Annotated in this window: 20 protein-coding genes; 11 read left to right on the top strand and 9 right to left on the bottom strand. The window is 69.0% G+C overall.

Annotated features, from left to right (window positions below):
* The 6 genes from CFB52_RS06655 to CFB52_RS06680 form a co-directional block, all read right to left on the bottom strand.
* Positions 1 to 1,089 carry a hypothetical protein gene (locus CFB52_RS06655; protein ID WP_099316282.1) on the bottom strand — a complete coding sequence of 363 codons (1,089 nt, stop codon included), beginning with the start codon at positions 1,087 to 1,089 and terminating at the stop codon, positions 1 to 3.
* Between the two features lie 92 nt (positions 1,090 to 1,181).
* Complete coding sequence (locus CFB52_RS06660) at positions 1,182 to 3,329, bottom strand: hypothetical protein (RefSeq protein WP_099316283.1); 2,148 nt, start codon at positions 3,327 to 3,329, stop codon at positions 1,182 to 1,184.
* 332 nt (positions 3,330 to 3,661) lie between these two features.
* Positions 3,662 to 4,432, bottom strand: coding sequence for a hypothetical protein (locus CFB52_RS06665; protein WP_060318106.1), 771 nt, complete (start codon positions 4,430 to 4,432; stop codon positions 3,662 to 3,664).
* A 13-nt stretch (positions 4,433 to 4,445) separates the two neighbouring features.
* A complete protein-coding gene (locus CFB52_RS06670) occupies positions 4,446 to 5,459 on the bottom strand; it encodes a YaiO family outer membrane beta-barrel protein (RefSeq protein ID WP_099316284.1) in 1,014 nt (337 codons plus the stop codon).
* Positions 5,452 to 6,465: a polymer-forming cytoskeletal protein gene (locus CFB52_RS06675; protein ID WP_060965880.1), complete on the bottom strand. Its 1,014-nt coding sequence runs from the start codon at positions 6,463 to 6,465 to the stop codon at positions 5,452 to 5,454. Before CFB52_RS06675 ends, CFB52_RS06670 begins: the two co-directional genes overlap by 8 nt.
* Positions 6,466 to 6,468: 3 nt before the next feature.
* Positions 6,469 to 8,037: a glycosyltransferase family 2 protein gene (locus CFB52_RS06680; protein ID WP_099316285.1), complete on the bottom strand. Its 1,569-nt coding sequence runs from the start codon at positions 8,035 to 8,037 to the stop codon at positions 6,469 to 6,471.
* A gap of 1,123 nt (positions 8,038 to 9,160) precedes the next feature.
* Here CFB52_RS06680 and wecB point away from each other — a divergent pair.
* The 4 genes from wecB (at position 9,161) to CFB52_RS06705 (ending at position 14,839) form a co-directional block, all read left to right on the top strand.
* Positions 9,161 to 10,378, top strand: a complete 1,218-nt coding sequence (gene wecB, locus CFB52_RS06690) for a non-hydrolyzing UDP-N-acetylglucosamine 2-epimerase (protein WP_089464698.1) — start codon at positions 9,161 to 9,163, stop codon at positions 10,376 to 10,378.
* Between the two features lie 453 nt (positions 10,379 to 10,831).
* On the top strand, positions 10,832 to 11,293 hold the full coding sequence (locus CFB52_RS06695; protein WP_059573824.1) for a (2Fe-2S)-binding protein: 462 nt from the start codon (positions 10,832 to 10,834) through the stop codon (positions 11,291 to 11,293).
* Positions 11,290 to 13,614, top strand: a complete 2,325-nt coding sequence (locus CFB52_RS06700; protein ID WP_099316287.1) for a xanthine dehydrogenase family protein molybdopterin-binding subunit — start codon at positions 11,290 to 11,292, stop codon at positions 13,612 to 13,614. Before CFB52_RS06695 ends, CFB52_RS06700 begins: the two co-directional genes overlap by 4 nt.
* A gap of 244 nt (positions 13,615 to 13,858) precedes the next feature.
* Positions 13,859 to 14,839 (top strand): NADPH:quinone oxidoreductase family protein, encoded by a 981-nt coding sequence (locus CFB52_RS06705; protein ID WP_099316620.1) that lies wholly within the window; start codon positions 13,859 to 13,861, stop codon positions 14,837 to 14,839.
* Between the two features lie 147 nt (positions 14,840 to 14,986).
* Here the strand turns inward: CFB52_RS06705 and CFB52_RS06710 are convergent, their stop codons facing one another.
* Positions 14,987 to 15,568 (bottom strand): PadR family transcriptional regulator, encoded by a 582-nt coding sequence (locus CFB52_RS06710; protein ID WP_180278194.1) that lies wholly within the window; start codon positions 15,566 to 15,568, stop codon positions 14,987 to 14,989.
* Positions 15,569 to 15,722: 154 nt separating this feature from the next.
* Here CFB52_RS06710 and CFB52_RS06715 point away from each other — a divergent pair, with 154 nt between their 5' ends.
* The 6 genes from CFB52_RS06715 (at position 15,723) to CFB52_RS06745 (ending at position 23,586) form a co-directional block, all read left to right on the top strand.
* Positions 15,723 to 17,747, top strand: a complete 2,025-nt coding sequence (locus CFB52_RS06715) for an NADPH-dependent 2,4-dienoyl-CoA reductase (RefSeq protein ID WP_099316289.1) — start codon at positions 15,723 to 15,725, stop codon at positions 17,745 to 17,747.
* A 46-nt stretch (positions 17,748 to 17,793) separates the two neighbouring features.
* Positions 17,794 to 18,234: a nuclear transport factor 2 family protein gene (locus CFB52_RS06720; protein WP_059573819.1), complete on the top strand. Its 441-nt coding sequence runs from the start codon at positions 17,794 to 17,796 to the stop codon at positions 18,232 to 18,234.
* Between the two features lie 438 nt (positions 18,235 to 18,672).
* Positions 18,673 to 20,763, top strand: coding sequence for a TonB-dependent siderophore receptor (locus CFB52_RS06730; RefSeq protein WP_059574310.1), 2,091 nt, complete (start codon positions 18,673 to 18,675; stop codon positions 20,761 to 20,763).
* A gap of 11 nt (positions 20,764 to 20,774) precedes the next feature.
* On the top strand, positions 20,775 to 21,560 hold the full coding sequence (locus CFB52_RS06735) for an ABC transporter ATP-binding protein (RefSeq protein ID WP_099316290.1): 786 nt from the start codon (positions 20,775 to 20,777) through the stop codon (positions 21,558 to 21,560).
* Complete coding sequence (locus CFB52_RS06740) at positions 21,557 to 22,549, top strand: ABC transporter substrate-binding protein (RefSeq protein ID WP_099316291.1); 993 nt, start codon at positions 21,557 to 21,559, stop codon at positions 22,547 to 22,549. Before CFB52_RS06735 ends, CFB52_RS06740 begins: the two co-directional genes overlap by 4 nt.
* Positions 22,546 to 23,586: an iron ABC transporter permease gene (locus tag CFB52_RS06745; RefSeq protein ID WP_099316292.1), complete on the top strand. Its 1,041-nt coding sequence runs from the start codon at positions 22,546 to 22,548 to the stop codon at positions 23,584 to 23,586. The genes CFB52_RS06740 and CFB52_RS06745 overlap by 4 nt, the downstream gene beginning before the upstream one ends.
* Positions 23,587 to 23,631: 45 nt before the next feature.
* Here the strand turns inward: CFB52_RS06745 and CFB52_RS06750 are convergent, their stop codons facing one another.
* Both CFB52_RS06750 and CFB52_RS06755 read right to left on the bottom strand, forming a co-directional pair.
* Complete coding sequence (locus tag CFB52_RS06750; protein WP_099316293.1) at positions 23,632 to 25,017, bottom strand: ATP-binding protein; 1,386 nt, start codon at positions 25,015 to 25,017, stop codon at positions 23,632 to 23,634.
* Positions 25,018 to 25,743: a response regulator gene (locus CFB52_RS06755; protein WP_059573813.1), complete on the bottom strand. Its 726-nt coding sequence runs from the start codon at positions 25,741 to 25,743 to the stop codon at positions 25,018 to 25,020.
* 245 nt (positions 25,744 to 25,988) lie between these two features.
* Between CFB52_RS06755 and CFB52_RS06760 the strand changes: the two genes are divergently transcribed.
* Positions 25,989 to 26,735: a MipA/OmpV family protein gene (locus CFB52_RS06760; RefSeq protein WP_099316294.1), complete on the top strand. Its 747-nt coding sequence runs from the start codon at positions 25,989 to 25,991 to the stop codon at positions 26,733 to 26,735.
* The last annotated feature ends 261 nt before the right edge of the window (positions 26,736 to 26,996 follow it).

The raw sequence follows: 26,996 nt of genomic DNA on the forward strand, positions 1-26,996 counted from the left end.
TCAGCGTGACGCGGTCTCCGTTGTCGCCGCCGTCGTGAAGCCGCATTGAGCGGGCGCGACCGGGTCGGCCATCCGGCTTTCGAATGCCAGGTAAAGTGCTTCCTCCAGTACGTTCCAGTGTGCGCCGTGCCGGTACGGGCCCGATCGTGCATGCCAGCACGCGACCGTGTTCCTGTCGTTCATCTTGAGTGCGACCAGTGCGATCAAGCCCCATGGATAATCGGAGCCGGCGAGTTGCAGCCAGGTCTTGCCGTACTTCTGCATCCACTGCGCGTAGATCGTGTCGTTCGACTGTTCGGGTACCTGAATGCCGGACAGCAGCGGAAAGATCTGCGCGACTTTCGCGGGGTAGAACGTCGTGTCGCTGATGCGCTGCGTGCTCGCGCGAAAGCCGGACTGCGTGCCGCGCCAGAACACCTTCAGGATCGCGGCCGCGAGCCGGTCGGCGCGCTGGCTCCACGGGCCGGCGTGCGTGGAGTCGGCATGCCGGACGTAGTACGCCGCGAGCGCCTGGAACGCGCTGTGTACCTCGACGTTGTCCATCAGCAGCGCGACGCGCAGCGTCGACGAGATCTGATAGACGCCCGTGGGCTTGGCGAGCAGCGTGTCCAGGTGCGCACTGGCGCGATTCAGGCTGAGCTCCCATGCGGCGGGCAGGCCGTCGGGCGGCGCGAAGCGGGCGAGCAGTTCGATCCAGGTCGCCATCATCGCGTCGTCGGCATCGGCTTCGGCGCATGCGCTGTACTGGCCGCTTTTCATGCAGTAGCGATCGAAGCCGCCGTCCGGACGCTGGCGCGGCAACAGCCACGCGATCCACGCGAGCGCGGCCTGATGGGCGTCGAGCCCGGCGTCGGCGGCGGCGAGCAGCGCCTTCGACGCGAAGTAAGGATCGATGCCGGCGCCGTTCAGGCGCACGGTGATCGCGCCGTCCGGGCGTTGGTAGAGTCCGTTGAGCTGGAGTTCGGCGGCGCTCGCGTGCAGCGCGACGCCGCACGCGGCGACACAGCACGCGACGCACCACAGGCGGCATAGCCGGGCGATGGCCGTCACGCGTGCGCGTGCGGCCGGGAACAGCGCGGGCCGGTTCATGATGGGGGGCTCCTGCGCGGTGGTCCTGCGCAAATCCCGCCGGGCGCGGCGTTGGCCGCGTCGCGCGCCGGCGGGTATGTCGATGTCGCGGCTCAGTGCACCTTGGCGCTGGTGAACTTGAGACTGGTGCCGCTGTTCGCGGTCACGAGCCAGTACGTCGAGTCGGTGATGACGACGCTGCCGAAGCCTTGCGTGATGACCGGCAGTGCGAAGCCCTTCTTCGGCAGCAGCCACGTCATGTTCGCGAGGCTCGTCGGGTGGCTGGCGGCGAACGCCCAGCCGCTGCCGGTGTCGGTGGCCGACCACGTGACGTTCAGGCGTGCACGATCGAAGGTCGTGATGTCGCTCATCGTGTACCACTTGAACTGACCCGTCAGTTTCAGCGTATTGGCTTGCGAGAAGATCGCGGACAGCGTCGACGTATAGGACGACGCGCCGAGCGGGTGCGCATAGATCAGCCGGCTCGTGCGGTTCGCGACGACGAAGTTCATCAGCGATGCATACCAGTTGTTCACGTCGGCCGTCGGCACCGCGTACTGCTGGAACTCCTCGAACGTCGCGTACTTGCCGAACGGCATCACCGGGTAAGCCCACAGGCCCGGGTTCAGCAGCGCGCCGTTGCGGTATGCGCGGGTCGGCGCCGAGCCGGTGTGCCCCGTGAAGTAGTAGCCGTTGAAGCCGTTGCTTTCGAGCCAGTTGACCGACCAGGTCGGCGTGTTGCCTTCCGGCGCCGCGTACTCGACATCCGGCACGGCCGTCACGGCCTGAACGGCCTGGTGATTCATCACCAGGTACTGCGTGAACGTGCTCGCGTTCGTTTCGCTCGCATTCGCGCCCCAGTAGTCGTGAATCCAGCCGCCGTGGCTGCCGACGCGATGGCCCTTGCTCACGAAATACTTGAGGAGATTCTGCGCGGGCGGGTTGTTGGCGAGATTGAGGCCGCCACCGTCGCCGAACGCCGCTTCATCGGGGCCGGCCGTGACCACGAGCGAGAACGGCCCGTTGTTCCACACGCCGAGGCTCTTCAGGTAGAGCGCCGGCTGGAGCTGGTCGCCCGCGCAGAAGTGCCAGTTGAATACGAGGCCGGCCATCGCCTTCGGCAGCGGCGACAGCGACGGCAGGTTCAGCATCTGCGTGCCGAAATAATGCAGGTAGCCGTGGATCAGCATGCCGTCGGTCTGGCCGTCGAGGTAGGCGAGCGGCAGGTTGACGAACAGCACGCCGCCGTTGCCGTACGTGTTGTAGCCGGACACCAGCCCGAAGGTCGGCGAGGTCAGGATCGTCGTGCCGGTGTACGTGCCCTGCGTGACGAAGCTCGGATAGGTGAGGAAGCCGTACACGTAGCCGGAGATGCCTTCGAGCGTGTCGGTGGTGGTGGCCAGCGTCGACGCGAGCGTGTTGGCCGTCTTGCCGGTCGACGTGCTCAGCAGCGAATTGGCGGTGTACGTCGTGGTCTTCTTCAGCTTGCCGGTCACCGTGCCGGTCAGCTTCGGAGCCGTCTGGTTCAGCACGCCGCTGCCCGTGGATGGCGTCGCGTACTGGAACCATGCGCCGTGGTTGTAGTTGGCGAGGCCGCCCGGGTTCGACGGGCTGGCGGCCAGAAACTGTGCGGTGCCCGACGTCGAATTCGTCGACGTACCCGACGTACCCGACGTGCTCGTCGATGCGAGCGCACTCGCGGTCGTGGTGCTCGACGAAGCCGTGGTCCACGCCATCGACTTGCCGGGGGGCACCTGAAGCGTGCGCAGCCAGCTGCTCATGCCGGTCACGTTGCCGAGGCCGATCATGTTGCCGCCGTATTGGTCATACAGCACGTAGTCCACGCCCACCATGCTGCTGAAGCGCGATTTCGGGCTGACGTAGAAGCCGGCCGAATTCAGCACGCCGAAATCGTAGACGAGCATCACCTTGCCGCCGTTCAGCGCATAGTTCTGGATCGCCGTTACCAGCGTGTCGGCCGCGGTCGTATGTACCTGATCGGGCAGGATCAGGCCCGGATACTGCGACAGCGACGCGCCGGCCGCCATGAACTGGCTGTCGGTCATCACCTTGATCTGCAGCCCTTCCTCCTGCGCACTGTCGAGCCATGCGGATACGCGCGGATCGGGCAGCGTCAGCGTGTCGGGCACCAACAGCAGAAGCTGGTTGGTGGCCGCCTGAGCGCCGCCCGGACTGAATGCGAACGCGAGCGCGAACAGCGCGAACAGGATCCGCAAGAACTTGCCTGACTTTGCCAACATGGTGTGCTCCTCGCTCAAGGAATGGGGGCGTGCGGCAGCGTGATCCGCGTGCCGCCAGGTCGACCAATCCAGCCCCGTAGGTGTGTGCGGCTGTCCGGTTCGTCGGGTATCGAGCGGTGCGTGTCGACGGCAGCCGGTTGCGCACATGCGTCGGTGCGCGGCGCTGCCTTCGCCGACGAGAGGACTCGATGCGACGCATTGAAAGAAGCGAACAACGTGCCATTGGCGCAGGAGGCCCGGTCCTGCTGGCTTCCTGCGATGCACGTCGCACGGCGCGGTCGCAAACGCGGCGGATTCGTTTCATCGCTGATACGGCGCGTTTGACGGCGCTATCAGCAGACGGAATCGCGATCGCGCGTCAGTGCGCCGGGCCAGCTCGCGCAGTAGGTATAGAGCGTGACGAGCAGCCCGATCAGCAGCGGCCCGCCGAGCAGGAAATAGCAGAACGGCAGAAACAGCAGCGAGCCGTGATGGATGATCGTCGCATGCAGCAGCATCACGAACGGCAGCGCGACCACGAAGTAGCCGAGCACCAGCAGCGATGCGGCGGCCTTTTGCAGCAGCGAGAAATCGAGCGGGTAGTACAGCGCGGCCATCACCAGCGGGATCAGCGCGATCGCCGCGCCGTGCAGCACGAACATGTCGCGCAGATGCAGTTGCGGGACATACGGGAACGTGCCCGGCGCGAGCCAGAAGTACGCGCAAATCAGCAACTGGGTGAAGCTCGCGATACGTAACAGATATGCAACAGGCAGCCAGTTCGCGCGCCGGATGAACGATGCGGCGAAACCGATCGCACAGAGCGCGGCGGTGGCGGCCAGCAGCATGCCGCCCGGCAAGCGGGCCGCCACGTCGATCGACAGCAGCGGCACGCGGGGCGCGTCGGGCGGATAACCGATCACGATCACGTGAAGCGCCGGATCGATCTCGCGCGCGCCCCACGCCATGACCGCGCGCCAGTAGCGCCACGCCAGCGGCAATCCGAACCACAGCGACGCGTACAGCGCGGGCGTCAGCAGCGCGATCGACCACAGCCAGCGCTGCGGATGCGCGTGGATGCGCAGCGAACGATCGACGGGAGGACGGACGGGATGCGTGTGCACGGCGTCCGCCCGCCTACCAGCGATAGAACACGCTGAGCTCGCCGCCGATCCGCGAGTAGTACGGGTTGTGGTAGTAGGCGAATTCGAGCTGCGTTCCCCACTTGCGCGTGAACCAGTAGCGCCATTTCGCGGTGATCTCGTGGCTGCGGAAATCCGCGATCTGCGTGCCTGAGCCGGTGACCTGATACGCCTCGCGGCCGACCCCGCCGCGCAGCACGATCACGCTCTTGCCGGCTTCGCCGTAGGTGACGGCGCCGTAGTAGCCGGGCGCCTTCACCGATCCGGGCGAATCGACCGTATAGTTCGCGCCCGCCTCGAAAATCCACTTCGGCAATGCGTACCAGATCACGCCGGCGTGATAGAGCTGATCGCGGTGTCCGCTGCGGTTCCATGCGTAGCCTGCGCCGAGCGATACGACCAGCGAACGATCGGGCAACAGCTTGCGGTTGATCGACGCGTCGATGCGCGCACTCGGCAGGATCGTGCCCGACGTGGTGCCCGAAAAGCCGATCCCGCCGAACCAGTCCGGCCCGAGATCCTGCACGTAGGTGAGCGCGCCGAGCTGCGTGTTCTCGCCGAAGCGGTGCAGTTGCGCCAGTTCGCCGAGGATGGTGCGGCCGCCATCCTGATAGACGCCGCGCAGGTGGACGCCGTACCAGTCGCCGTAGCCGTGCGTCAGGTGCGCGCTCGAATAGCCGAGCGTCAGTTCGGTATGCGTTTCCCGCGGCGCCTGCACATGGGCGACGACGGCATCGGGCAGCGGCGGCCGGGTCGTATCCTCGGGCGTGAACTCGGCGAGCGGCACGCCGTCCGGTAGGCCTTCCGCGTCCACGCGCACGAACATCGACTCGTCGCGCATGCGTGGGGTGATGACGGTCGCGGGGGCCGGAGGCTGCACGGCGGGCACGGCGGTGGCATCTTCCGGCTGCTCCGCCAGCGCCGCGGGCGTGCCGAAGGCGACGCCGCACAGCATCGCGAGGGTGGCAACCGGCGCGCGCGGGCCGCGATGGCTGGGGCGATCAGACATGAGGCGCTCCTTGACGGGATGTATGGAACCAGCCGCTGCGCCACGCGACGAGGTCACCATGCACGCAGGCATGATTGACGATCGACACGTCGCGCGCGCACGCGCTGACCGGATGACCGGCGACACCGATGCGCGCACCCGTGAGCCGCAGCAGGCCGCCGGCCGACACGACGCCGTCGATGCAGCTCGCGCTGGCGAGCAACACGTCGTCGCGCGCGAACACCGCGCCGTGCAGCAACGCGTGACGTTCGAGCTCGACGCGATGCGCCTTGACGCTGCCGCGCAGCACGCAGCCTTCGCCGAGGACGAGCGTCCCGTCGACGATCAGGTTGCCTTGCACGACCGTATGCGCGGGCAGACGAACGTCGCACGGCAGCAGGTAACGACCGTGCAGGAAGCGATGCGGCAGCGACGCGAAGTGGCGGGTGAGCGAGATCGCGCGGCGCGGAGCGGCCGCCGTGTCCGCGGGCCGCGCGTCCGGCGCCGCGCCGAAGACGATCGGCTCGCCGTACAGGCACGCGAAGCCGCCGGCGCCGCGCAGGCGCACCGTGCCGCCGACCACGACGCCGCGCAGCACCGCGCCGTCGACGTCCACCAGCGGCGCATGCGCGAGCGTGCCGATCGTCGCGCCGGCGTGGATGTCGATGCGCTCGTCGGCGAATGCGTACGCGGCCCGCGCGCCGTCGTCGAGCGTGATCGTGCGATCGGCGTGGAGCACGTCGTCGCGATGCGCGTCGCGTGCGACGTGAATCGCTTCCGCATGCTGCACGGCCAGCCCGAGCGCTTGCCACGGTGGGGCGAAGGACGCATCCGCCGGCGGCGCGCCGGCCGCGTGCGCGCGCAGCGCGTCGTGCCAGCGCGCGGCGAGCAGCGCCTGATCGACGAACGGCCCGTCGCCGATCGGCAGCGCCGCGACGTCGCTGCGCCGGATCAGTTCATGCAGCAGCGGCAGGAACGGCAGGGTGAGCACGCCGGCCACCGGCACCATCACGTTGAAGGTCGTCATCGCTCATCGCTCCGGTTTCAGTTGCCGGCGAAAACGCTCGGTCTTGTCCCATTTCAGTTCGCGGCGCAACGCGGCGTCGAGCAGGAGCCCCCAGAGCGCGGAGACGACCGCCGCGATCGTCACGCAAAAGCCGACGACGTTGACCGGCACGAGCCGCAGGCGCGTCGCGCGGCCGTCGAGCCGCGCGGCGACGACGATCTCGAAGAACACGCCGAAGTTGCCGAAGGTACTGAACGAGAACAGCGCGAACAGCGACAGCAGCAAACCGAGCGCGGTCGAGTTGACGCCGTTGAACAGGTAGAGCGCGAGCGCGGCGCTCCAGGCGATCGCGAGCAGCGCGGGCATCGCGAATACGCCGAGCAGCAGCGCGCCGTCGAGCCGGCAGCGCCGCGAAATCAGCGGATTGCGCAGCACCGGCAGCAGATAGCGCAGCATCGTCTGGTTGTGGCCCTTCGCCCAGCGCGTCAGTTGCCGGGCGCGGACGGCCCAGCGCTCCGGCACTTCCTCGTAACATTCGGCGTGGTTCAGATAGACCGTGCGCCAGTCGCTGAGCAGCAGGCGGTAGGTCATGTCGGTGTCTTCGGCGAGCGTGTCGTCGCACCAGCCGCCCACGGCGTCGAGCGCGCTCTTGCGGATGCCGCCGACCGTGCCGCCATATTGCGGCACCAGATCGAGATTGTTGCGGGCTTGCTGGTTGACCTGGTAGCCGCCCGCGCGCTCGAGATCGAGCAGCCGCGCGAGCAGGTTGCTGTCGGCGTTCTGCGGCACGACGCGGCCCATCACCGCGCCGACTTCCGGGTCGAAGAACGGCGCGACGAGTTCCTTCAGCAGCCCGGGGCGCGGCAGGTAGTCGGCATCGAATACCACCATGATGTCGCCGCGGATGAAGCGCAGCGCATCCTTCAGCGCGGCCGCCTTGCCCGGCTTGCCGGTCTCGCGGTGAAACGGCTGGATCAGCTCGGGCGCGAGCGCCCGGACTTCCTCGATCAGCGCGCGCGTGTTGTCGGTCGAGCGGTCGTTGACCGGAATGATCGTCAGCCGGTCGCGCGGGTAGGTCGTGGCCAGCAGCGCCATCAGGCAATCGACGATGACGGTTTCCTCGTTGTGGGCGGCGACGAAGACCGTGAGCCGCGGCCAGTCGCCGTGGGTCATCGTCCGGTAGGGCGCATGCTGCGGCTTGAACAGGCGGTCGATGCTGAATACGTAGTGCCGTGCGGCATACGCGCACGTCAGCAGCGTGAACAGCCACAGGTAGGCAACGCACGGCATCAGCAGCAACTTGGGATCGAACGTGAGGTCCGGCGGGGTGGCGGGCGGCGGCGCGAGCGACGCATCCGGATCGGGCGACGCCTGCGCGGAGACGGACAGCGTCACGCTGTCGAGCGCGGCTCGCTCCACCGCGATCGCGATGTGTGCGGCGTTCGCGGCGTTGACAGCGGGCGCGCCGAACCGGGCGGGTTCGGCAATTGCCTGCGAGGCGGTGTCGGTATCGCGCACGATCAGCGAGCAGGCAAGCGCGATCAGCAGCAGGATGACTTGCTCGCAGAGTGACGCCGTGCGCGTTTTCTTCATGTCTGGTCCCCGGTCCCGCAACGACGACCGGTGAGCGCCGAAGCGCTGCGTGGATCGCGCGGATGTCAATGGAAAGCGGCGGCGCGTCCGTCGCGCAGGGGCCGTGGTCGGGTGCCCCGGACGGACGCGTTGCGTCGCCTCCCGGCTTCGTTGCCTTGGCGTCCCCGTCCGTCTGCTGCCGTGCGAGTGCTTCGGGACACCTGTCCGACATCAAGCAAGGCGTGAGCCATCTGCCCGGATGCCCCGTGCGGCAAGGCGCCGTACCCGGGAAGCGGATCCGGGACGCGCGTGGGCGGCGCGTTTTGATTCACTGACGAATCAGCGTGCACGGATCGCATTCAGCCCGCGCGGCGCCGGCGGCAAGCGTTGCGCATTTCGCGTGGCGGCCGGTTCGTCCCGTCCATTGGGGCGCAGGCGGCGGTATGGCGGTCGCAACGCGCGCCGGTTTCGCATGAGGAAAATGGAACGCACTCCGATGTATTTGCCGGATTCGGTGCCGCGTTACACATTCGCAACATTTCCCGCGCACCGATTCGTGTGACGCAAGCGCCGTCTCGGGCCGGAGAAATTCCGTACGCGCGACGGCGGCCGACGGCCGCGCGCGCGCCACGCGCTGCACCGACGAAAGGGGCGAATCGCGGCGACGCAACGCGCGTCGAAAGATGCGCGCGCTTCGATGCGTCACGCGTGACGACAGGCATGCGCGATTCGTCGGACGACGTCGTGTGACGGATCGCGCGTGCGTCCCGCTGTTTGTCGTTGTCGCGGGGGCCGGCGATGCGGGCGCCCGTAGCAGTTGTGAAACATTCCGCAACGCGCCGCGTGCACACGATCGCCGTGAAACGAAGCGGGCCGGGATGCGGGCCGGCTGGTTTGAATATTGCTGTAGCAGGAGGACCTGACACTCGACACGGCGAGGAGCTGCTCATGACGTGATGGATCCACCGCAACCGGCCGGTAGTACGACGATTCGCGCGGCCCGGACCGCGCGGACGAGGTGGCCCGCTCGCCCCGCAGCACCACGGCATGTCGATCGCGCGCGAGTACGGGGTGCGCCGCCCGAATACATGCTTCGCGCCACGTGCAGGATCGCCACGCGCGAAGCGGCTAAACGAGGACAACGATGAAGAAGATCTTGCTTGTGTTCGGGACTCGGCCGGAGGCCATCAAGATGGCGCCGCTGGTGCGCGCGCTGAAGGCGCAGGCGGGTGTCGACGCCCGGGTATGCGTGACCGCGCAGCATCGGCAAATGCTCGACCAGGTGCTGACGCTGTTCGACATCAAGCCCGACTACGATCTCAACCTGATGCGGCAGGGCCAGACGCTGACCGACGTGACGACCGGCATTCTTCAGGCGATCGGCATGGTCTTCGACGAATTGCGTCCGGACGTCGTGCTGGTGCACGGCGATACGACGACCACGCTCGCGGTGAGCCTCGCGGCGTTCTATCGCTATCTGCCGGTCGGGCACGTGGAGGCCGGGCTGCGCAGCGGCGACATCTGGTCGCCGTGGCCGGAGGAACTGAATCGCCGCGTGACCGATGCGGTGTCGTCATGGCATTTCGCGCCGACCGGGCAGGCACGCGACAATCTGCTGAGCGAGGGCGTGCCGGGCGGGGCGGTCTCGCTGACCGGCAATACCGTGATCGACGCGTTGCACGAGGTCAAGCGCATGCTCGATCGCACCGCCGCGCTAACGGACCGGATCGCCGCGTACTTCCCGTTTCTCGAACCGTCGCGGCGCGTCGTGCTGATCACCGGCCATCGCCGCGAAAGTTTCGGCGAACCGTTCCGGAATTTCTGCGACGCGCTCTGCACGCTGGCGAAACGCTATCCGGATGCGCAGTTCGTCTATCCGCTGCACCTGAATCCAAACGTGAGGGAGCCGGCGCGCGCGCGGCTCGGCGGCGTGCCCAACATCTACCTGATCGAGCCGCAGGAATATCTTTCGTTCGTATTCCTGATGTCGCGCGCGTATTTCATCATCACGGATTCGGGCGGCATTCAGGAAGAAGGGCCGGCGCTCGGCAAGCCGGTGCTCGTCACGCGCGAGACGACCGAACGGCCCGAGGCGATTCAGGCCGGCACCGCGCGGCTCGTCGGGACCGACCAGGACAGGATCGTGTGGGAGGCGTCGCGGCTGTTCGACAGCGAGAGCGCTTACGAGGAAATGTCCCGCGCGAGCAATCCGTATGGCGACGGCCATGCGAGCGAGCGGATCGTGCACGCGTTGATGCGAACGCCCGGCGTGCCCACGAAGACGACGAGTTTCGCGATGGGTGCCGCCGAAATGCCGTTCAACGCGCTCGCGCTCGGGTTGCAGGCGTTGCGCTCGCCGTGAGGAAGACCATGCGGTAACGCGTTTCGACGCGTTCGCGCGCATCCATCGAGCATCCGGTCCGGCCGCGAGGTCGGCCGGATGTTTGCACGTGTGCGCCCCCACACGAATCGCGCCGTTGCATTCGCCAGCCATGCCGCCGCCACGCCCCGTTCCCGGCCGTGTTTTCTTCCCGCTTGCCTAAAACTCCGAATCGCCCCAATCCGACGTCAAATCCGAAATGGTTCGATAATGCCGACGGCGATCCATGCGGACGAGCGGCCGGCCGGCGTTCGGTTGAAAGGTTGCACGGGCAACGGCCGACAGCATCGTTCGCGGCATCCGCCCGGCCGTGCCTGCACGGGACACGGCCGACGAAACGGCGCCACGCCTGCCTGATCGTTCGGAATGTGCGCCGCGCCGTTCGAATCCCCACCCGATGCCTGCCCGGCGGGCATCGCAACCAGGAGGTGAACGATGATCACGCTGACCGTCAACGGTAGCGAGCAGCACTTCGACGGCAATCCCGACATGCCGTTGCTCTGGTATCTGCGCGATGTCCTCGGCCACACCGGCACCAAGTTCGGCTGCGGCATGGCGCTGTGCGGTGCGTGCACCGTCCATCTCGACGGCGTGGCGATCCGGTCTTGCATCACGCCGGTCGCGGCGGCTTCCGGCAAGCGCGTGACGACGATCGAGGGGCTGTCGACGGACCTCACCCACCCGCTGCAGCAGGCATGGCAGGAATTGAACGTCGCGCAGTGCGGCTACTGCCAGTCCGGGCAGATCATGCAGGCCGCGTCGCTGCTGAAGACGAACCCGCATCCGAGCGACGCCGACATCGACGATGCGATGTCCGGCAACATCTGCCGCTGCGGCACCTATACGCGCATTCGCGCGGCGATCCGGCTGGCCGTGCGCCGCGGAGGTGCTGCATGAGCGCATCCGAACTCTCCGTCCACAACGAAAGCCGCCGCGCGCTGCTGCTCGGGTTCGCGTCAGGCGGGCTGCTGCTCGCGTTCGGCGTGCCGTCGCTCGCGCAGACGGCCGCGCCGGTGCAGCCGCCCGTCAGCGCGAATCCGCGGTACGGCGGCGCGGGCATGCCGCACGGCTTGCGCGACGATCCGAACCTGTTCGTTGCGATCGCAATGGACGGCACCGTCACGGTGACCTGCATCCGCTCCGAGATGGGGCAGGGCGTGCGCACGAGCGTCGCGCTCGTGGTGGCCGACGAGCTGGGCGCGGACTGGGCGCGCGTGAAGGTCGCGCAAGCGGTCGGCGACGAGGCGCGTTACGGCAACCAGAACACCGATGGGTCGCGCAGCTTGCGCCAGAGCTTCGCCGCGCTGCGCCGCGCGGGCGCGGCCGCGCGCACGATGCTCGCGCAGGCGGCCGCTGCGGAGTGGGGCGTCGACGTGCGCCAGGTCAAGGTGACGGTGCACGAGGTCGTCGACCCGAAGACCGGACGCACGCTCGGCTTCGGCGAGTTGGCGGCGAAAGCGGCCGCGCTGCCGGTGCCGGATACGACGACGCTCGCGTTGAAGGCGCCGGCCGAATTCCGCTATATCGGCAAGGGCAGGACGGCGCTGATCGACGGACGCGACATCGTCGGCGGCCGCGCGTGGTACGGGATCGATACGCGGCTCGACGGCATGCTGTATGCGGTCGTCGCGCGACCGCCGGCGTACGGCGACACGGTCGCGTCGTTCGATGCGTCGGCCGCCGAGAAGCTGCCGGGCGTCGTCAAGGTCGTGCAACTGGCGTCGACGCCGCTGCCGTCCGGCTTCCAGCCGCTCGGCGGCGTGGCCGTCGTCGCGCGCGATACGTGGACGGCCATCCAGGCACGCGCGCAGTTGAAGATCGACTGGAAGCGCGGGCCGCATGCGGGCTACGACTCGGCCGCCTATCGCAAGACGCTCGAAGCGGCCGCCGCGCAGCCGGGCGACGTGATCCGCAACGACGGCGACGCGGCGGCCGCGCTCGCCGGCGCCGCGAAACGCGTGCGTGCGACGTACTACGTCCCGCATCTCGCGCACGCGACGATGGAGCCGCCCGCGGCCGTCGCGCGCGTGGCCGACGGCCGTTGCGAAGTGTGGACCTGCACGCAGGCGCCGCAGACCACGCGCGACGAGATCGCGAAGGCGCTCGGCTTGCCGACCGAGCGCGTGACGGTCAACGTGACGCTGCTCGGCGGCGGCTTCGGGCGCAAGTCGAAGCCCGATTACGTGGTGGAAGCCGCGCTGCTGTCGAAGGCGGTCGGCGCGCCCGTGAAGCTGACCTTCACGCGCGAGGACGACATCGCGCACGACTACTTCCACGCGGTGTCGCTCGAGGCGTTCGACGGCGGGATCGATGCGTCGGGGAAGGTCGTCGCGTGGCAGCATCGCACGGTCGCGCCGTCGATCCAGTCGACGTTCCGGGCCGGCGTCGTGCACGAGCAGCCGGGCGAGCTCGCGCAGGGCATCGCGGATCTGCCGTTCGCGATTCCGAACGTGCGGATCGAGAATCCGGCCGCCGAAGCGCACACGCGGATCGGCTGGTTCCGTTCGGTGTACAACATCCCGCATGCGTTCGGGATCCAGAGTTTCGTGTCGGAGCTCGCGCATGCGGCCGGCCGCGATCCGAAGGATTTCCTGCTCGAACTGATCGGGCCCGCGCGGCGTTTCGAACCGCACATCACGGTGAGGAACGTGAACTACGGCGAGGATCCCGCGCTGTATCCGGTCGATACGGGGCGGCTGCGGCGCGTGGTCGAGACGGTCGCGCGCGAAGCCGGCTGGGGGCGCAAGCTGCCGAAGGGGCACGGGCTCGGGATCGCCGCGCATCGCAGCTTCGTGTCGTACACGGCCGCCGTGTGCGAGGTTCAGGTCGGCGCGGACGGCGGGATCTCGGTGCCGCGCGTCGACATCGCGATCGACTGCGGGCCGCAGGTCAATCCGGAGCGCGTGCGCTCGCAGCTCGAGGGCGCGGTGGTGATGGGGCTCGGCATCGCGCTGCACGGGGAGATCACGTTCAAGGACGGCCACCCGGAGCAGAGCAACTTCAACGGCTTCCAGGTGCTGAGGATGAACGAGGCGCCGCGCGAGATCCGCGTGCATCTCGTCGCGCCGGACGACTACTCGACGCCGCTCGGCGGCGTCGGCGAACCGGGCCTGCCGCCCGTCGCGCCGGCGCTGACCAACGCGATCTTCGCGGCGACCGGCACGCGCATCCGCAGCCTGCCGGTGGCCGATCAGCTCGCGAAACCGCGGGCGGGTTGACGCAACGGCCGTTCGTGGCGGCGGCGCCGGGCCGCATCGCGCGGCCCGGCCCGCCTCCCGGTGCGCGGACTCGCGTGTGCGTCGTTGTCGGTTGCGAACGACCGTGCTAAATTTCTGCCGGCCGGGATGCTGACGATCGTGCCGATGCCGAAGGCCATCGTGCGTGCGTCGCGAACCGGCCGAGCGGGCGGATCCCGCGAACCATACCGATGCCCGGCCACGCCGCGCAAGGAGAGAGAAGCGCATGAAAGCCCTGTTGTGTACCGCATTCGGCCCGATCGACCGCTTGCGCATCGAGGACGTCGCGATTCCCGAACCGGCTGCCGGGCAGGTCCGGATCCAGGTGAAGGCGGCGTCGCTCAATTTTCCCGACGCGCTGATCGTCCAGGGGCTCTATCAGGTGAAACCGGCGCTGCCGTTTTCGCCGGGCGCCGAGTTTGCCGGCGTGATCGATGCGGTCGGCGACGGCGTCACCGCATGGCGGCCCGGCGATTCCGTGATGGCGTTTACCGGGCACGGCGGGTTCGCGCAGCAGTGCGTGGCCGATGCGCACCAGCTCGCCGCGCTGCCGCCGGGCATGACGTTCGAGCAGGGCGCGGCGCTCGTGCTCGCGTACGGCACGTCGCTGCACGCGTTGCAGCAGCGTGCGCGGTTGCAGCCGGGCGAGACGCTGCTCGTGCTGGGTGCGGCCGGCGGCGTCGGGCTCGCCGCGATCGAGATCGCGAAAGCGCTCGGTGCGCGCGTGATCGCGGCGGCGTCGAGCGCGGACAAGCTCGCGCTGTGCCGCGAAGCGGGCGCCGACGAGACGATCGACTATGCGACCGAGGATCTGCGCCGCCGCGTGGACGAACTGACCGGCGGGCGCGGGGCCGACGTCGTCTACGATCCGGTGGGCGGCGCATGCAGCGAAGCGGCGCTGCGTGCGACCGCGTGGCGCGGCCGGTTTCTCGTGGTTGGCTTCGCGGCCGGCGAGATTCCGAAGATCGCGCTGAACCTCGCGCTGCTGAAGGAGCGCGACATTCTCGGCGTGTTCTGGGGCGATGCGGTGCGGCGCGATCCGGCGCAGCATGCCGCGAACATGCGGCTGCTCGCCGAATGGTTCGCGGCCGGCAAGGTGCGGCCCGCGATCACCGAGCGCGTGTCGCTGGACGGTGCGGCCGACGCGATCGCGCGGATGGCGAACCGGCAGGTGAAGGGCAAGGTGGTGATTTTCCCGGACGCGTGATCCGGTTTCGCCGCGCGGCGATTCAACGCGGGCCGCGCGGCGGGTTCTTCATGACGACGGGCGCGGGGCGAGCGGTTGTCAAGCCGTCATCCTGTAGTCAGACGCACGATGTCGAGCGGCGGTGAAGCGAACCGCCGCGCCGCGGCGTCAATCCTTCGGCAGACGCAGCGTATCGAGCGCGTGCTGCGAAAACTCGACCCAGAACCGCTCGTTCGCGATGCCGGCCTGCAGCACCAGATGCTGCAGGCGCTTCGTGCGTGACTCGCCGGCCGCCGGGTCGCCGGCCGCCGGATCGCCGGCCGCCGGATCGCCGGCCGCCAAAAAATCACGCGCCTCGATTTGCAGATACAGGTCGAGCTTTTCCTGATGCAGCGCGATGCGCCGCCGGATCTCGTCCTCGAGGCCTGCCGGCCCGAGCACGGCCTCCGCGCGCAGGCGCACCATCAATGCTTCGCGCAACGGCGTCGGATCTTCCGGTTCGGCGATCCAGCGCCGCAATTCCTTCTTGCCGGCCGGCAGGATCCGGTACGCGCGCTTGCGGCCGCGACCGGATTCGGCCGGCAGCGATTCGATCCAGCCCGCTTCCTCGAGACGCCCGAGTTCGCGATAGATCTGCTGATGCGTCGCCTGCCAGAAGTAGCCGATCGAGCGATCGAAACGATCGGCGAGCTCGGACCCCGAACCGGGACGTTCGGCGAGGGCGGTGAGAAGCGCGTGAGGCAGGGACATGTCGGATCGAAGGAGGCTGCGCAATGGCCTGCATCTTGCCATATCGGGGCCACGGCACAAACGACGGGACTCTGTTTATGCAACATGTTGCATAAACGAGGGCGGCGAGCTACCATTCGTGCAACTTGTTGCATAAAAATTGGAGACGCTCCCGATGACCTCCCGTTATCCGCATTTGACGACCCCGCTCGAACTCGGCTTCACGTCGCTCCGGAACCGCGTGCTGATGGGGTCGATGCACGTCGGCCTCGAGGAGGCGCCGAACGGCTTCGAGCGGATGGCGGCGTTCTATGCGGAGCGCGCACGGGGCGAGGCCGGGCTGATCGTCACGGGCGGCTTCGCGCCGAACGAGCGTGGCCGCCCGGCGCCCGGCGGCGCGATGCTGACGACCGAAGCGGAAGCCGAACGCCATCGTGTCGTGACGCGCGCGGTGCACGCGGAAGGCGGCAGGATCGCGTTGCAGATCCTGCATTTCGGGCGCTATGCGTATCACCCCGCGCTCGCGGCGCCCAGCGCGCTGAAGGCGCCGATCAACCGGTTCACGCCGCATGCGTTGACGAGCGACGAGGTCGACGAGACGATCGCCGATTTCGTGCGATGCGCGGCGCTCGCGCAGCATGCGGGCTACGACGGCGTCGAGATCATGGGCTCCGAGGGCTACCTGATCAACGAATTCATCGCCGCGCGCACGAACCATCGCGACGATGCGTGGGGCGGTGCGTACGACAACCGTATCCGCTTCGCGGTCGAGATCGTGCGGCGCGTGCGCGAACGCGTCGGCGCGAACTTCATCGTCATCTACCGGCTGTCGATGCTCGATCTCGTCGAAGGCGGCTCGACGCTCGACGAGGTGATCCGGCTCGCGCGGGCGATCGAGGCGGCCGGCGCGACGATCCTCAACACCGGTATCGGCTGGCACGAGGCGCGCATTCCGACCATCGCGACCAAGGTGCCGCGCGCCGCGTATGCGTGGGTGACGCGGCAACTGATGGGCAAGGTCGGCATTCCGCTCGTCGCGACCAACCGGATCAACACGCCAGAAGTCGCCGAGCAACTGCTCGCCGACGGCTATTGCGACATGGTGTCGATGGCGCGGCCGTTCCTCGCCGATGCCGAATTCGTCCGCAAGGCGCGGGAAGGGCGCGCGGACGAAATCAACACGTGCATCGGCTGCAACCAGGCGTGTCTCGACCATACGTTCAGCGGCAGGATCACGTCGTGCCTCGTGAACCCGCGTGCGTGCCATGAAACCGAGCTCGTGATTCGTCCCGCGCCGCGGCGCAAGCGGATCGCGGTGGTCGGCGCGGGGCCGGCGGGCCTCGGCTTCGCGGTCACGGCGGCCGAACGCGGTCACGCGGTCACGCTGTACGAGGCCGGCGCCGAGATCGGCGGCCAGTTCAATCTCGCGAAGAAAGTGCCCGGCAAGGAAGAGTTCAACGAGACGCTGCGCTACTTCCGCCGGCAGATCGAGCTGCGCGGCATCACGCTGCACGTCAATACGCGTGCGAGCGCCGAGATGCTGTTGCAACGCGAATTCGACGAAGTGGTGATCGCGACGGGCATCGTGCCGCGTACACCGCCGATCGAAGGCATCGACCATCCGAAGGCGCTCGGCTATCTCGACGTGCTGCGCGACGGCATGGCCGTCGGCCGCAGCGTCGCGATCGTCGGCGCGGGCGGCATCGGCTTCGACGTCGCCGAATATCTCGTTCATCGCGACGGCGGCGAGCGCGTCGATGCCGACCGTTTCTTCAGCGAATGGGGGGTCGACAGCACGTATGCGACCGCGGGCGGGCTCGGCGCCGCGCGGCCCGAGCCGGCGGCGCGGCACGTGCATCTGCTGCAGCGCAAGGCGTCGAAAGTCGGCGACGGGCTCGGCAAGACCACCGGATGGATTCACCGCGCGGCGCTGAAGGCGCGCGGCGTCGGGATGTCGTCGGCGGTCACGTACCGCCGCATCGACGACGACGGTTTCCACGTGACGATCGACGGCGTCGAGCAGACGCTGCCGGTGGACAACGTCGTGATCTGCGCGGGGCAGGAGCCGTCGCGCGAGCTGGCGGAGCAACTGCAAGCCGCCGGATGCCGCGTGCATCTGATCGGCGGCGCATACGAGGCCGCCGAACTCGATGCGAAGCGCGCGATTCACCAGGGCACGACGCTGGCCGCGCCGCTTTGATACCGACTCGTTTCCATTCGATCCAACAACGTTACTGGAGACCGCGATGACGCACTCACTGCTGAATGTTCATCCCGCCGTCGCGAAATCGCTCGACGCGTGGCACGCGATGGTCGAGCGCAAGGATTTCGGCGCGCTGGAATCGATCGTCCATCCGGACGCCGTGTTCCGTTCGCCGATGGCGTTCAAGCCGTACGGGCCGGCGCCCGCGCTGCTGATGGCGCTGCGCACGGTGATCACGATCCTCGAGAATTTCACGTATCACCGCCAGTTCGCGACCGACGACGGCAAGAGCGTCGTGCTCGAGTTTGACGCGACCGTCGGCGACAAGGCGCTGAAGGGGATCGACATGATCCGCTTCGACGACGACGGGCGGATCGTCGAATTCGAGGTAATGATCCGGCCGTTCAATGCGCTGCAGGCGCTCGGCGCGGAAATGGGCGCACGGCTCGGGCAGCAGTTGCCGGCGTTCAAGACCGGCGGGTGAGCGGGAACACGCGCTAGCGTGCAACCGGCTTGCGGCCGCGTTGCCGGCCCCGCGCGAGGTCGGGCGCAGCGTCGACGACGCGCACGGCAAGCGCGTACGTGTGCGGGTGCACGCGTTCACGGCACGCAATCGGCCGCAGGCCGACAAGCCGCGGATGCAGTTCGGTTTCCCGCCGCAGACGCGCGGAGCGGCATCCCAAGCTGTCAAAATCCTGACGAATCAAGTTGATATATTGTATCATCCGAGGTTTTCGTCGCCGGCCGGGCGGGCTGCCCGGGCCGCTCGTGTGCGACGACATCCTGCGAAGATCGATACGACGTGACGAGAATCGGACACACCCCGGCGCGCGGGGCGCGGCGCCATGCCGCGCCGCGCCGGAACGCGAGCGCCTGGCGCACGCGCGCGGCACGCGGTTGCACGACCTTGGTCGGCTGCGCGATCGCGACCACCGGCGCGCTGGCCGCCGAAGCCGCCGCATCGGCGGCGGACGACCGGCACGCGCTGCCGGCGATCAGCGTCACGGCTTCGTCCGCACCGGCCGACCCGCTGACGCAACCGCTCGAAACGGGCTCGCGGCTCGGGCTCGCGAGCCTCGACACGCCTGCGAGCGTCGAAACCGTCACGGCCGATACGATCGAAGCACGCGGCGATCGCACCGTGCTCGACGCGGTCACGCGCACGGCCGGCTTTGCGAGCGCGATCGCACCAGGCACGGGTGGCACCGCATCGAGCGTGCGCGGCTTCAGCGGGCAGGAATCGGTGATGATGCTGCTCGACGGCGTGCGGCTGATGCCGGCGGCCGGCACGATCACGTTTCCGTTCGACACGTGGTCGGTCGCGCGCATCGAGGTGCTGCGCGGGCCGGCATCGGTGCTGTACGGCGAAGGGGCGATCGGCGGGGTCGTGAACGTGGTGCCGAAGCGGCCCCGGCGCGCGCGCGAGACGACGCTGCAGGCCGGCATCGGCCCCGACGGCGCGAAGCGCTTCGCGTTCGATACGACGGGCGCGCTCGGCCCGCGGCTGTCGTACCGCTTCTACGCGAGCGATGCGCGCGCGAACGGTCTCGCCGAGCGGGCCGATACGCATACGACGGCCATCGGCGGCGCGCTGACAGTCGACGTGAGCCCCCGGCTCACGCTGACGCTCGACTACGACTACGGGCGCCAGATGCCCGCGACGTACTATGGCGTGCCCGCGCCGAACGGCGTGCTCGATCCGTCGCTGCGCAAGCTGAACTACACGGTCGGTGACGCGACGATTTCGTACTACGACCAGTGGACGCGCCTGTCGGCCAGCTACCGGCCCGCGGCCGGCGTGACGATCGACAACCAGCTCTACTACCTGACCTCGAACCGCCACTGGCGCAACGCGGAATCGTATGTGCTTGACCGCGCGACGGGACGTGTCACGCGCGGCGACTATCTCGACATCGGCCACCATCAGCGACAGATCGGCGACCGGCTGAGCGCGCGCTTCGACGGCATGCTGTTCGGTCGCGCGAACCGTTTCGTCGTCGGCACGGAATTCAGCCAGACCACGTTCAACGGCATCAACAATTCGCCGTACGGCGGCGAAACGACGGTACCGGCGCACGGCTTCGATCCCGGCGTATTCACGAGCCCGAACCCGACCGTGCCGCAGTTCAGCACGCGCGCGCGGCAGGCGGCGGTATTCGCCGAGAACCGGCTCGAGGTGCTGCCGCGGCTCGCGTGGGTGAGCGGCCTGCGCTACGACCACATCGCGTTCAGCCGCGAGCAGGCGGCGACCGGCGCGCGCTTCGACAAGCGATTCGCGAACGTCGGCTGGCGCACCGGTTTCGTGTTCGACATCGCACCGACGTTCAGCGCGTATGCGCAGTACACGACGGGCGCGGAGGGCGTCGGCTCGCTGTTGACGCTGTCGGCGTCGCAGGCGGGCTACCGGCTCGCGACCGGCGAGCAGTGGGAAGCCGGCCTCAAGCAGACGCTGCTCGACGGTCGCGCGTACTGGACGTTCGCCGTGTACGACATCACGAAGCGCAACCTGCTCAGCACCGATCCGTTCAATCCGGCGCTGCGCCAGCAGGTTGGCCGGCAGTCGTCGCGCGGCGTCGAGCTGACGGGCGGCGCGCGGCTGCCGCACGGCTGGACGGTCGATGCGAACGTCGCGCTGCTGCGTGCGCGCTACGACACATTCAACCAGACGGCCGGCGGCGCGACGGTGTCGCGGGCCGGCAACGTGCCGTCCGGCGTGCCGCAGCGGACCGCGAACCTGTGGCTCGGCTGGGCGTTCGCCGAGCGCTGGCAGGCGAATGCGGGCGTGCGCTACGTCGGGCCGACCTACGGCGACGACGCCAATCGCATACAGGTGCCGTCGTATACGGTGTTCGATGCGTCGCTGCGCTGGCAGCCGACGTCGCGCACCGAGCTCGCGCTGACGCTGCGCAATCTCGCGAACCGCACGTACGCGGCGACGACGTCGAACGGCGGCGAGCAATGGCTGCTCGGCCCGTCGCGCTCGGCGGAGCTCGTCGCGACGATGCGCTTCTAGGCCGGCACGACATGCGTGCCGTCACCCACATGCTCGACATCGAACGCGTGCGCTGGTCTCCCGGCGGCGCGGCCGACGTGCTCGATTCGGTGACGCTGACGGTGGCCGAAGGCGAATTCGTCGGGCTGGTCGGCCCGAACGGCAGCGGCAAGACGAGCCTGCTGCGCTGCGTGTTCCGCTACGCGCGCCCCGACGCGGGCCGCGTCGCGCTCGACGCCGAGGACGTGTGGCGCATGCGGCCGCGCGCGGTCGCGCGGCGCATCGCGGTGCTGCAGCAGGAAACGCCGGACGATTTCGGGCTGACGGTCGACGAACTGGTCGGCATGGGCCGCACGCCGCACAAACGGGCGTTCGACGGGGAATCGGCCGACGATCGCCGGATCGTCGATTCCGCGCTGCACGACGTCGGCCTCGTCGAGCGCCGCGCCCAGCGTTTCGCGTCGCTGTCGGGCGGCGAGAAGCAGCGCGCGCTGCTGGCTCGCGCGCTCGCGCAGCAGCCCGAACTGCTGTTGCTCGACGAACCGACCAACCATCTCGACCTGCGTCACCAGCTCGAACTGCTCGCGCGCGTGCGCCGCCTCGGCATCGCGACGCTCGCGACGATTCATGACCTCAATCTCGCGGCCGCGTATTGCGACCGGCTCCATGTGCTCGCGCACGGCCGCGTCGTCGCGTCCGGCGCGCCGGACGACGTGCTGACCGAAGCGCTGCTGCGCGACGTGTTCGGCGTCGCCGCGCTCGTCGATCGCCATCCCGTCACGGGCCGCCCGCGCATCACGCCGCTTCATCCGGAATGACCGCCATGCCGTTTACTCTCTTGTCCTTCGTGTCCCGCCGGCTGCTTGCCGCCGCCGTGCTCGGCTGCGCGGCCGTTCACGCGCTCGCCTATCCGGTCACCGTGCGCAGTTGCGACCGCGACGTGACGTTCGAGCATGCGCCACGGCGTGCGGTGAGCAACGACGTGAACCTCACCGAGATGATGCTCGTGCTTGGCCTGAAGGACCGGCTCGTCGGCTATACGGGCATCGGCGGCTGGAAGACGGGCACCGCGCGCGTGCGCGACGCATTGCGCGGCGTGCCCGAACTGGCGAGCCAGTATCCGTCGCTGGAAGTGCTGGCCGCCGCGCGCGCAGACTTCTATCTCGCCGGCTGGAACTACGGGATGCATGTCGGCGGGCCGGTGACGCCGGCGACGCTCGCGCCGTTCGGCATCCGCACGTACGAACTGACCGAATCGTGTTCGCACGTGATGAAGCAGTCGGCCGCATCGTTCGACGACGTGTTCCGCGACCTGACCAATCTCGGCCGGATCTTCGGCGTCGATGCGCGCGCCGCGCAGGTCGTCGCCGCGATGCGCGCGCGGCTCGCGGCGGTGTCGCGTGCGATCGGGCGCCCGGCGCCAGTGCGCGTGTTCGTGTACGACAGCGGCACCGACAAGCCGATGACGGCGGGCGGGCTCGCGATGCCGACCGCGCTGCTCGCGGCGGCGGGCGCACGCAACGTGATGGACGACCTGCCGCGCAGCTGGACGCAGGTGAGCTGGGAAAGCGTGGTCGCGCGCGATCCGCAGGTGATCGTGATCGTCGACTATTCGGCGGTCACGGCCGCGCAGAAGCAGCAGTTCCTGTCGAGCCAGCCGGCGCTCGCGCGCGTGGCCGCGATCCGCGACCGGCGCTTCGTCGTGATTCCGTACGATGCCGCGACGCCGGGCCCCGAGAACGTCGCGGCCGTCGAGACGCTCGCACGCACGCTGTATCCGGCCGCATTTGCCGGAGCGGCGCGATGAGCGTGCGCGGGCAGGCGGCGCGGCCCCGCATGCGCGTGGTGCTGCCGGCGCTGGCCGTGCTGCTGATCGCGTCGATCGTCGTGTCGGCCGCGTTCGGCCCGGCGCCGATCGCGATGCCGGCCGCGGTGCGGATCGTCGCCGCGCACGTCGCGTCGGCGTTCGGCGGCGCCGACGCGTTCGCCGCGGCAGCGGGCGACGACAGCATCGTGTGGCTGATCCGGATGCCGCGTGCGCTGCTGGCCGCGATCGTCGGCGCGACGCTGGCGACGGTCGGCGTCGCGTTGCAGGCGGCGACCGCGAACCGCCTGGCCGATCCGCACCTGCTCGGCGTGAGCGCGGGCGCGATGCTCGGCGCGGTCGCGGTCACGGTGGTGGCCGGCGCGGCGTTCGGCCCGTTCACGCTGTCGGCCGCCGCCTTTGCGGGGGCGCTCGCGGCCACCGCGTGCGTGGTCGCGCTCGCTTACCGGAGCGGCCGGCTCGAATCGGACCGGCTGCTGCTCGCGGGCGTGTCGGTGTCGTTCATGATGGCCGCGTTCGGCAACCTGCTGCTGTATCTCGGCGACCAGCGCGCCGCATCGTCGGTGCTGTTCTGGATGCTCGGCGGCGTCGGGCTCGCGCGCTGGGACCTGCTGCCGGTGCCGGCCGTGTGCGCGGTGCTCGCCGTCGGCGCGCTCCATGCGCGCCGGCGCGAACTGAATGCGCTGATGTCGGGCGACGTCGCCGCCGCGTCGCTCGGCGTGCCGAGCGCACGGATGCGGCGCGAGGTGTTCGTCGTCGCGTCGTTCGCGACGGGCGCGATGGTCGCGGTGAGCGGCGCGATCGGCTTCGTCGGGCTCGTGACGCCGCATCTGTGCCGTCGCGTCGTCGGCGCCGAGCACGGCCGGCTGCTGCCGGTCGCCGCGCTCGCGGGCGCGATCCTGCTCGTATGGGCCGATGTCGCCGCGCGCACGCTCGCGGCGCCGGAGGATCTGCCGATCGGCATCGTGACCGCGCTGTTCGGCAGCCTGTTCTTCGTCGCGCTGCTGCGTCGGCGGTGAGCGGCGGCGCGGTCGGGCGGGGCAGGCCGACGCACGCCGCGTGTTTTATCGAAGCGGGATGACCGCACCCGCGCCGCTGCGGCGCCGCGCGTCGGCATGCGTGCTCGCCGCGTCCTGCGCGACGTCGAAGAGCGTGTCCGGCAGCGCGCGCACGGGCAGCGTGATCACGAAGCGCGCGCCGCCGAGCGGCGAATCCTCGAGCCGCACGTCGCCGCCGTGCACCTGCGCGACGCGCCGCACGATCGCGAGCCCGAGCCCGAAGCCGCCGGTCTGCCGGTCGCGGCTCGAGTCCAGCCGCTGGAACGGCTCGAACACGCGGGCACGTTCGGCGGCCGGAATGCCGGGGCCGTCGTCGTCGACGCTCAGCACGAGCGCGCCGGACCGGTCTCGCGTGGCGGCCAGCACGACCTTGCGCGACGCATAGCGCGCGCCGTTGCGGATCAGGTTCAGCAGCGCGCGGGCGACGAGCTTCGGATCGCAGACATGGGTCGCGGGCGCATCGAGCGTTGACACGTCGAGCGCGATGCCGCGATCGGCGATGTCGTCCGCGACGTTGCCGGCGACGCTGTCGATCAGCGCGTCGACGTCGACTTCCATCGGCGCGAGTTCGCTCGCGCCCTGTTCGAGCCGGCCGATCGTCAGCAGCTCGGTGACGAGCTCGTCGAGTTCGCGCACGTCGCGCCGCAGCGCGTCGCGGCGCTCGCGCATCCGGCCCGTTTCGTCGGCGTCGGCGAGCAGCGCGAGCCCGAATTCGAGTCGGGCGAGCGGCGTTTTCAGTTCATGCGAGATGCCGTGCATCATTTCGCGCTGCTGCTTGATCGACGCCTCGATGCGCGCGGCCATGTCGTTGAACTGCTGCGACAGCTCGTAGATGTTCGACTTGCCCGACAGCTTCACGCGCGTCGACAGCATCCCGGCGCCGAACGCGCGCGCGGCATCCTGCAGCCGGCGAATGTCGCGCCAGTGATAGTGAATCCACAGCACCACCGCGAGCAGCGTCGCGAGCGCGAGCAGCATGTACGCATAGATGCGGATGTCGAGGTCCGGCGCCTCGATCGGGCGCGCATGCAGCACCGAGCCGTCCGCGAGCGGCATGTAGTAATCCTTGCCGTTGTAGCTGATCGCGATCCGGCCGGCATCGAGATCGCGCAGCGGCGCGCCGCTCAATTGCGCACGCGCGTCGGCCATCGACATGAAGCCGAACCCTTCGCGGCCGTGCAGCGCGAGTTCGCGCAACGCAAGCTCGCGCTGCGCGCCGGGATGGCGTTCGAGATAGTCGTTCAGCACGAACGAGTAGGTCGTCAGCGAGTCGCGCTGAGCCTGCGCGCCGCGCTCGTAGAAGATCCGGTCGAACGACAGCTGGATGAAGATGATCGACGCGCCGACGAACAGGATCACGACGAGATACAACCGGAGTAGCGGGCGCAGCATTCACTCGTCCCATGCGGAAGGGCTGAACAGGTAGCCGCGGCCCCAGATCGTCTTGATCTTGTGCGGCTCCGACGAAGCGTCCTCGAAGCGGCGGCGCAGCTTCGAGATGCCGGAATCGACCGAGCGGTCGAGCCCGTCGAATTCGATCCCGCGCAACTGCTTCAGGATGTCGTCGCGGCTCAGCACGGTGCCGGCCGCGCGCGCGAGGATCAGCAGCAGATTGAATTCGGCGGTCTTCAGCTCGACCGGCTCGCCGCGCCACGTGACGGTGCGGTTCGGCGGCGAGATCGTGAGTTCGCCGAATACGAGCGCGTCGGGCGCGACGGCCGGCGCTTCCACCGCGGCCGGCTGCGCGCGGCGCAACAGCGCGCGGGCGCGTGCGACGAGCACGCGCGGCTCGATCGGCTTCGTCACGTAGTCGTCGGCGCCGGTCTCGAGCCCGGCGACCTGGTCGTACACGTCCGCGCGCGCGGTCAGGATCAGCACCGGGACGTTGGTGAATGCGCGGATGCGCCGGCAGACTTCCATGCCGTCGAGATTCGGCAGCATCAGGTCGAGTATCACGAGGGCCGGCTGGTGCTCGCGGACGCCCGCGACAGCGAGGTCGCCGCGCCGCACGACCGTCACCGCGAATTCGTAGCCGTCGAGATATTCGCGGACGAGCTGCGCGAGGCGATCGTCGTCCTCGATCAGCAGCACACGGTATTTGAGCGGAACTTCGTTCATGGTCTCCTCAGGGCGCACGCGCCATTTCGCACCCGGCAGGCTGGTGCGCGACGCGGCACGCGAATTCTATCCGGCGGATCGACCGGCGGGGCAGCGGGGAGACAATCTCGAACAATCGAACACAATTGCGCACAGATTCGCCGCACATTCGGGACAGTCTCGGCGCAGGGCGGCACCTAGACTGCGGGCTTCGTCACTCTTATCTCAATATTGTGCGCCCATTACTTCGCCGCTACCGCTATTGCATGCCGCTCGCCGGCCTGACCCTCGCCGCCGCCGCCCACGCGGAAAACCAGTATGCGTTGTCGCTCGGCGGCGGGTTCGCACCGCGCTACGCGGGCAGCAACCAGTATCGCGGCGTCGTCGCGCCGTCGTTTTCCGCCACGTTCGGCAACGGCTTCTTCATCGACAGCACGCAGGGCGCCGGCTACCGGCTGAACCTGCCGCACGGTGCGTTCGTGTCGGCGGCGGTGGGCTATGACGCGGGCCGCGCGGACGAGAACCGCTTCGATCTGCCGGGCTCCGACTACCTGAAGGGAATGGGGCGGATTCCGGGCTCGGTGCTCGTCGGCGTGCGCGCCGGCGTGACGTTCTTCGATGCGGCGGAACTGAGCGTCACGATCGATACGCCGGTGACGCACACGTCGCGCGGCGTGTCGGGGCACGTGGATCTCGCGGTGCCGGTGCTCAAGACGTCGCGGCACGAGATCATCGTGACGGGCACCGTGCACGCGGGCACGGGACGCTACATGCAGACCTTCTACGGCGTGACCGATGCACAGTCGCTGACGAGCCGCTTCCGGCCGTATTCGGCGAGCGGCGGGATCGACAGCGCGTCGATGGCGGTGGCATGGAACTGGACGCTGTCGCGGCACTGGTCGGTGCTCGCGACCGGCGGCGTGACGCGGCTGCTCGGCCGCGCGGGCGACAGCCCGATCGTGCAGTCGCGCAGCAACTACTACGGCATCGCGGGCGTCACCTACAAGTTCTGAACGGATGCCGACGCGGGCCGGCGTGTGCCGGGCGCATGCGTTGCGTCGGCGTCGCGCGGTCGCCGCGAACCGCGTGCGGTAACATGCGCTCGGGTCCGGCGTCAGGCCGGCCCGCGACGCAGGTGCGCCGAGACGGCTCGGCCAGGTCGAAAACGGCCGCCGTTCGCGGGCCGGCTCCGTCAGGAAACGGCCGGCAGCGTGCGGAACCGATCACGCATGCGATGCCCGGTCGTGCACGAATGCCGCACATGGACCACCGGG

The sequence above is a fragment of the Burkholderia sp. AU18528 genome (assembly GCF_002223215.2).
GTDB classification, from domain to species: Bacteria; Pseudomonadota; Gammaproteobacteria; order Burkholderiales; family Burkholderiaceae; genus Burkholderia; species Burkholderia semiarida.

Bases quoted from the DNA above. Each gene is read 5' to 3' on its own strand.
- CFB52_RS06710 (WP_180278194.1), bottom strand. From the start codon at position 15,568: ATGTCCCTGCCTCACGCGCTTCTCACCGCCCTCGCCGAACGTCCCGGT.
- CFB52_RS06750 (WP_099316293.1), bottom strand. From the start codon at position 25,017: ATGCTGCGCCCGCTACTCCGGTTGTATCTCGTCGTGATCCTGTTCGTC.
- CFB52_RS06680 (WP_099316285.1), bottom strand. From the start codon at position 8,037: ATGAAGAAAACGCGCACGGCGTCACTCTGCGAGCAAGTCATCCTGCTG.
- CFB52_RS06715 (WP_099316289.1), top strand. From the start codon at position 15,723: ATGACCTCCCGTTATCCGCATTTGACGACCCCGCTCGAACTCGGCTTC.
- CFB52_RS06700 (WP_099316287.1), top strand. From the start codon at position 11,290: ATGAGCGCATCCGAACTCTCCGTCCACAACGAAAGCCGCCGCGCGCTG.
- CFB52_RS06660 (WP_099316283.1), bottom strand. From the start codon at position 3,329: ATGTTGGCAAAGTCAGGCAAGTTCTTGCGGATCCTGTTCGCGCTGTTC.
- CFB52_RS06760 (WP_099316294.1), top strand. From the start codon at position 25,989: ATGCCGCTCGCCGGCCTGACCCTCGCCGCCGCCGCCCACGCGGAAAAC.
- CFB52_RS06670 (WP_099316284.1), bottom strand. From the start codon at position 5,459: ATGTCTGATCGCCCCAGCCATCGCGGCCCGCGCGCGCCGGTTGCCACC.
- CFB52_RS06755 (WP_059573813.1), bottom strand. From the start codon at position 25,743: ATGAACGAAGTTCCGCTCAAATACCGTGTGCTGCTGATCGAGGACGAC.
- wecB (WP_089464698.1), top strand. From the start codon at position 9,161: ATGAAGAAGATCTTGCTTGTGTTCGGGACTCGGCCGGAGGCCATCAAG.
- CFB52_RS06735 (WP_099316290.1), top strand. From the start codon at position 20,775: ATGCGTGCCGTCACCCACATGCTCGACATCGAACGCGTGCGCTGGTCT.
- CFB52_RS06745 (WP_099316292.1), top strand. From the start codon at position 22,546: ATGAGCGTGCGCGGGCAGGCGGCGCGGCCCCGCATGCGCGTGGTGCTG.
- CFB52_RS06720 (WP_059573819.1), top strand. From the start codon at position 17,794: ATGACGCACTCACTGCTGAATGTTCATCCCGCCGTCGCGAAATCGCTC.
- CFB52_RS06655 (WP_099316282.1), bottom strand. From the start codon at position 1,089: ATGAACCGGCCCGCGCTGTTCCCGGCCGCACGCGCACGCGTGACGGCC.
- CFB52_RS06740 (WP_099316291.1), top strand. From the start codon at position 21,557: ATGACCGCCATGCCGTTTACTCTCTTGTCCTTCGTGTCCCGCCGGCTG.
- CFB52_RS06675 (WP_060965880.1), bottom strand. From the start codon at position 6,465: ATGACGACCTTCAACGTGATGGTGCCGGTGGCCGGCGTGCTCACCCTG.
- CFB52_RS06705 (WP_099316620.1), top strand. From the start codon at position 13,859: ATGAAAGCCCTGTTGTGTACCGCATTCGGCCCGATCGACCGCTTGCGC.
- CFB52_RS06695 (WP_059573824.1), top strand. From the start codon at position 10,832: ATGATCACGCTGACCGTCAACGGTAGCGAGCAGCACTTCGACGGCAAT.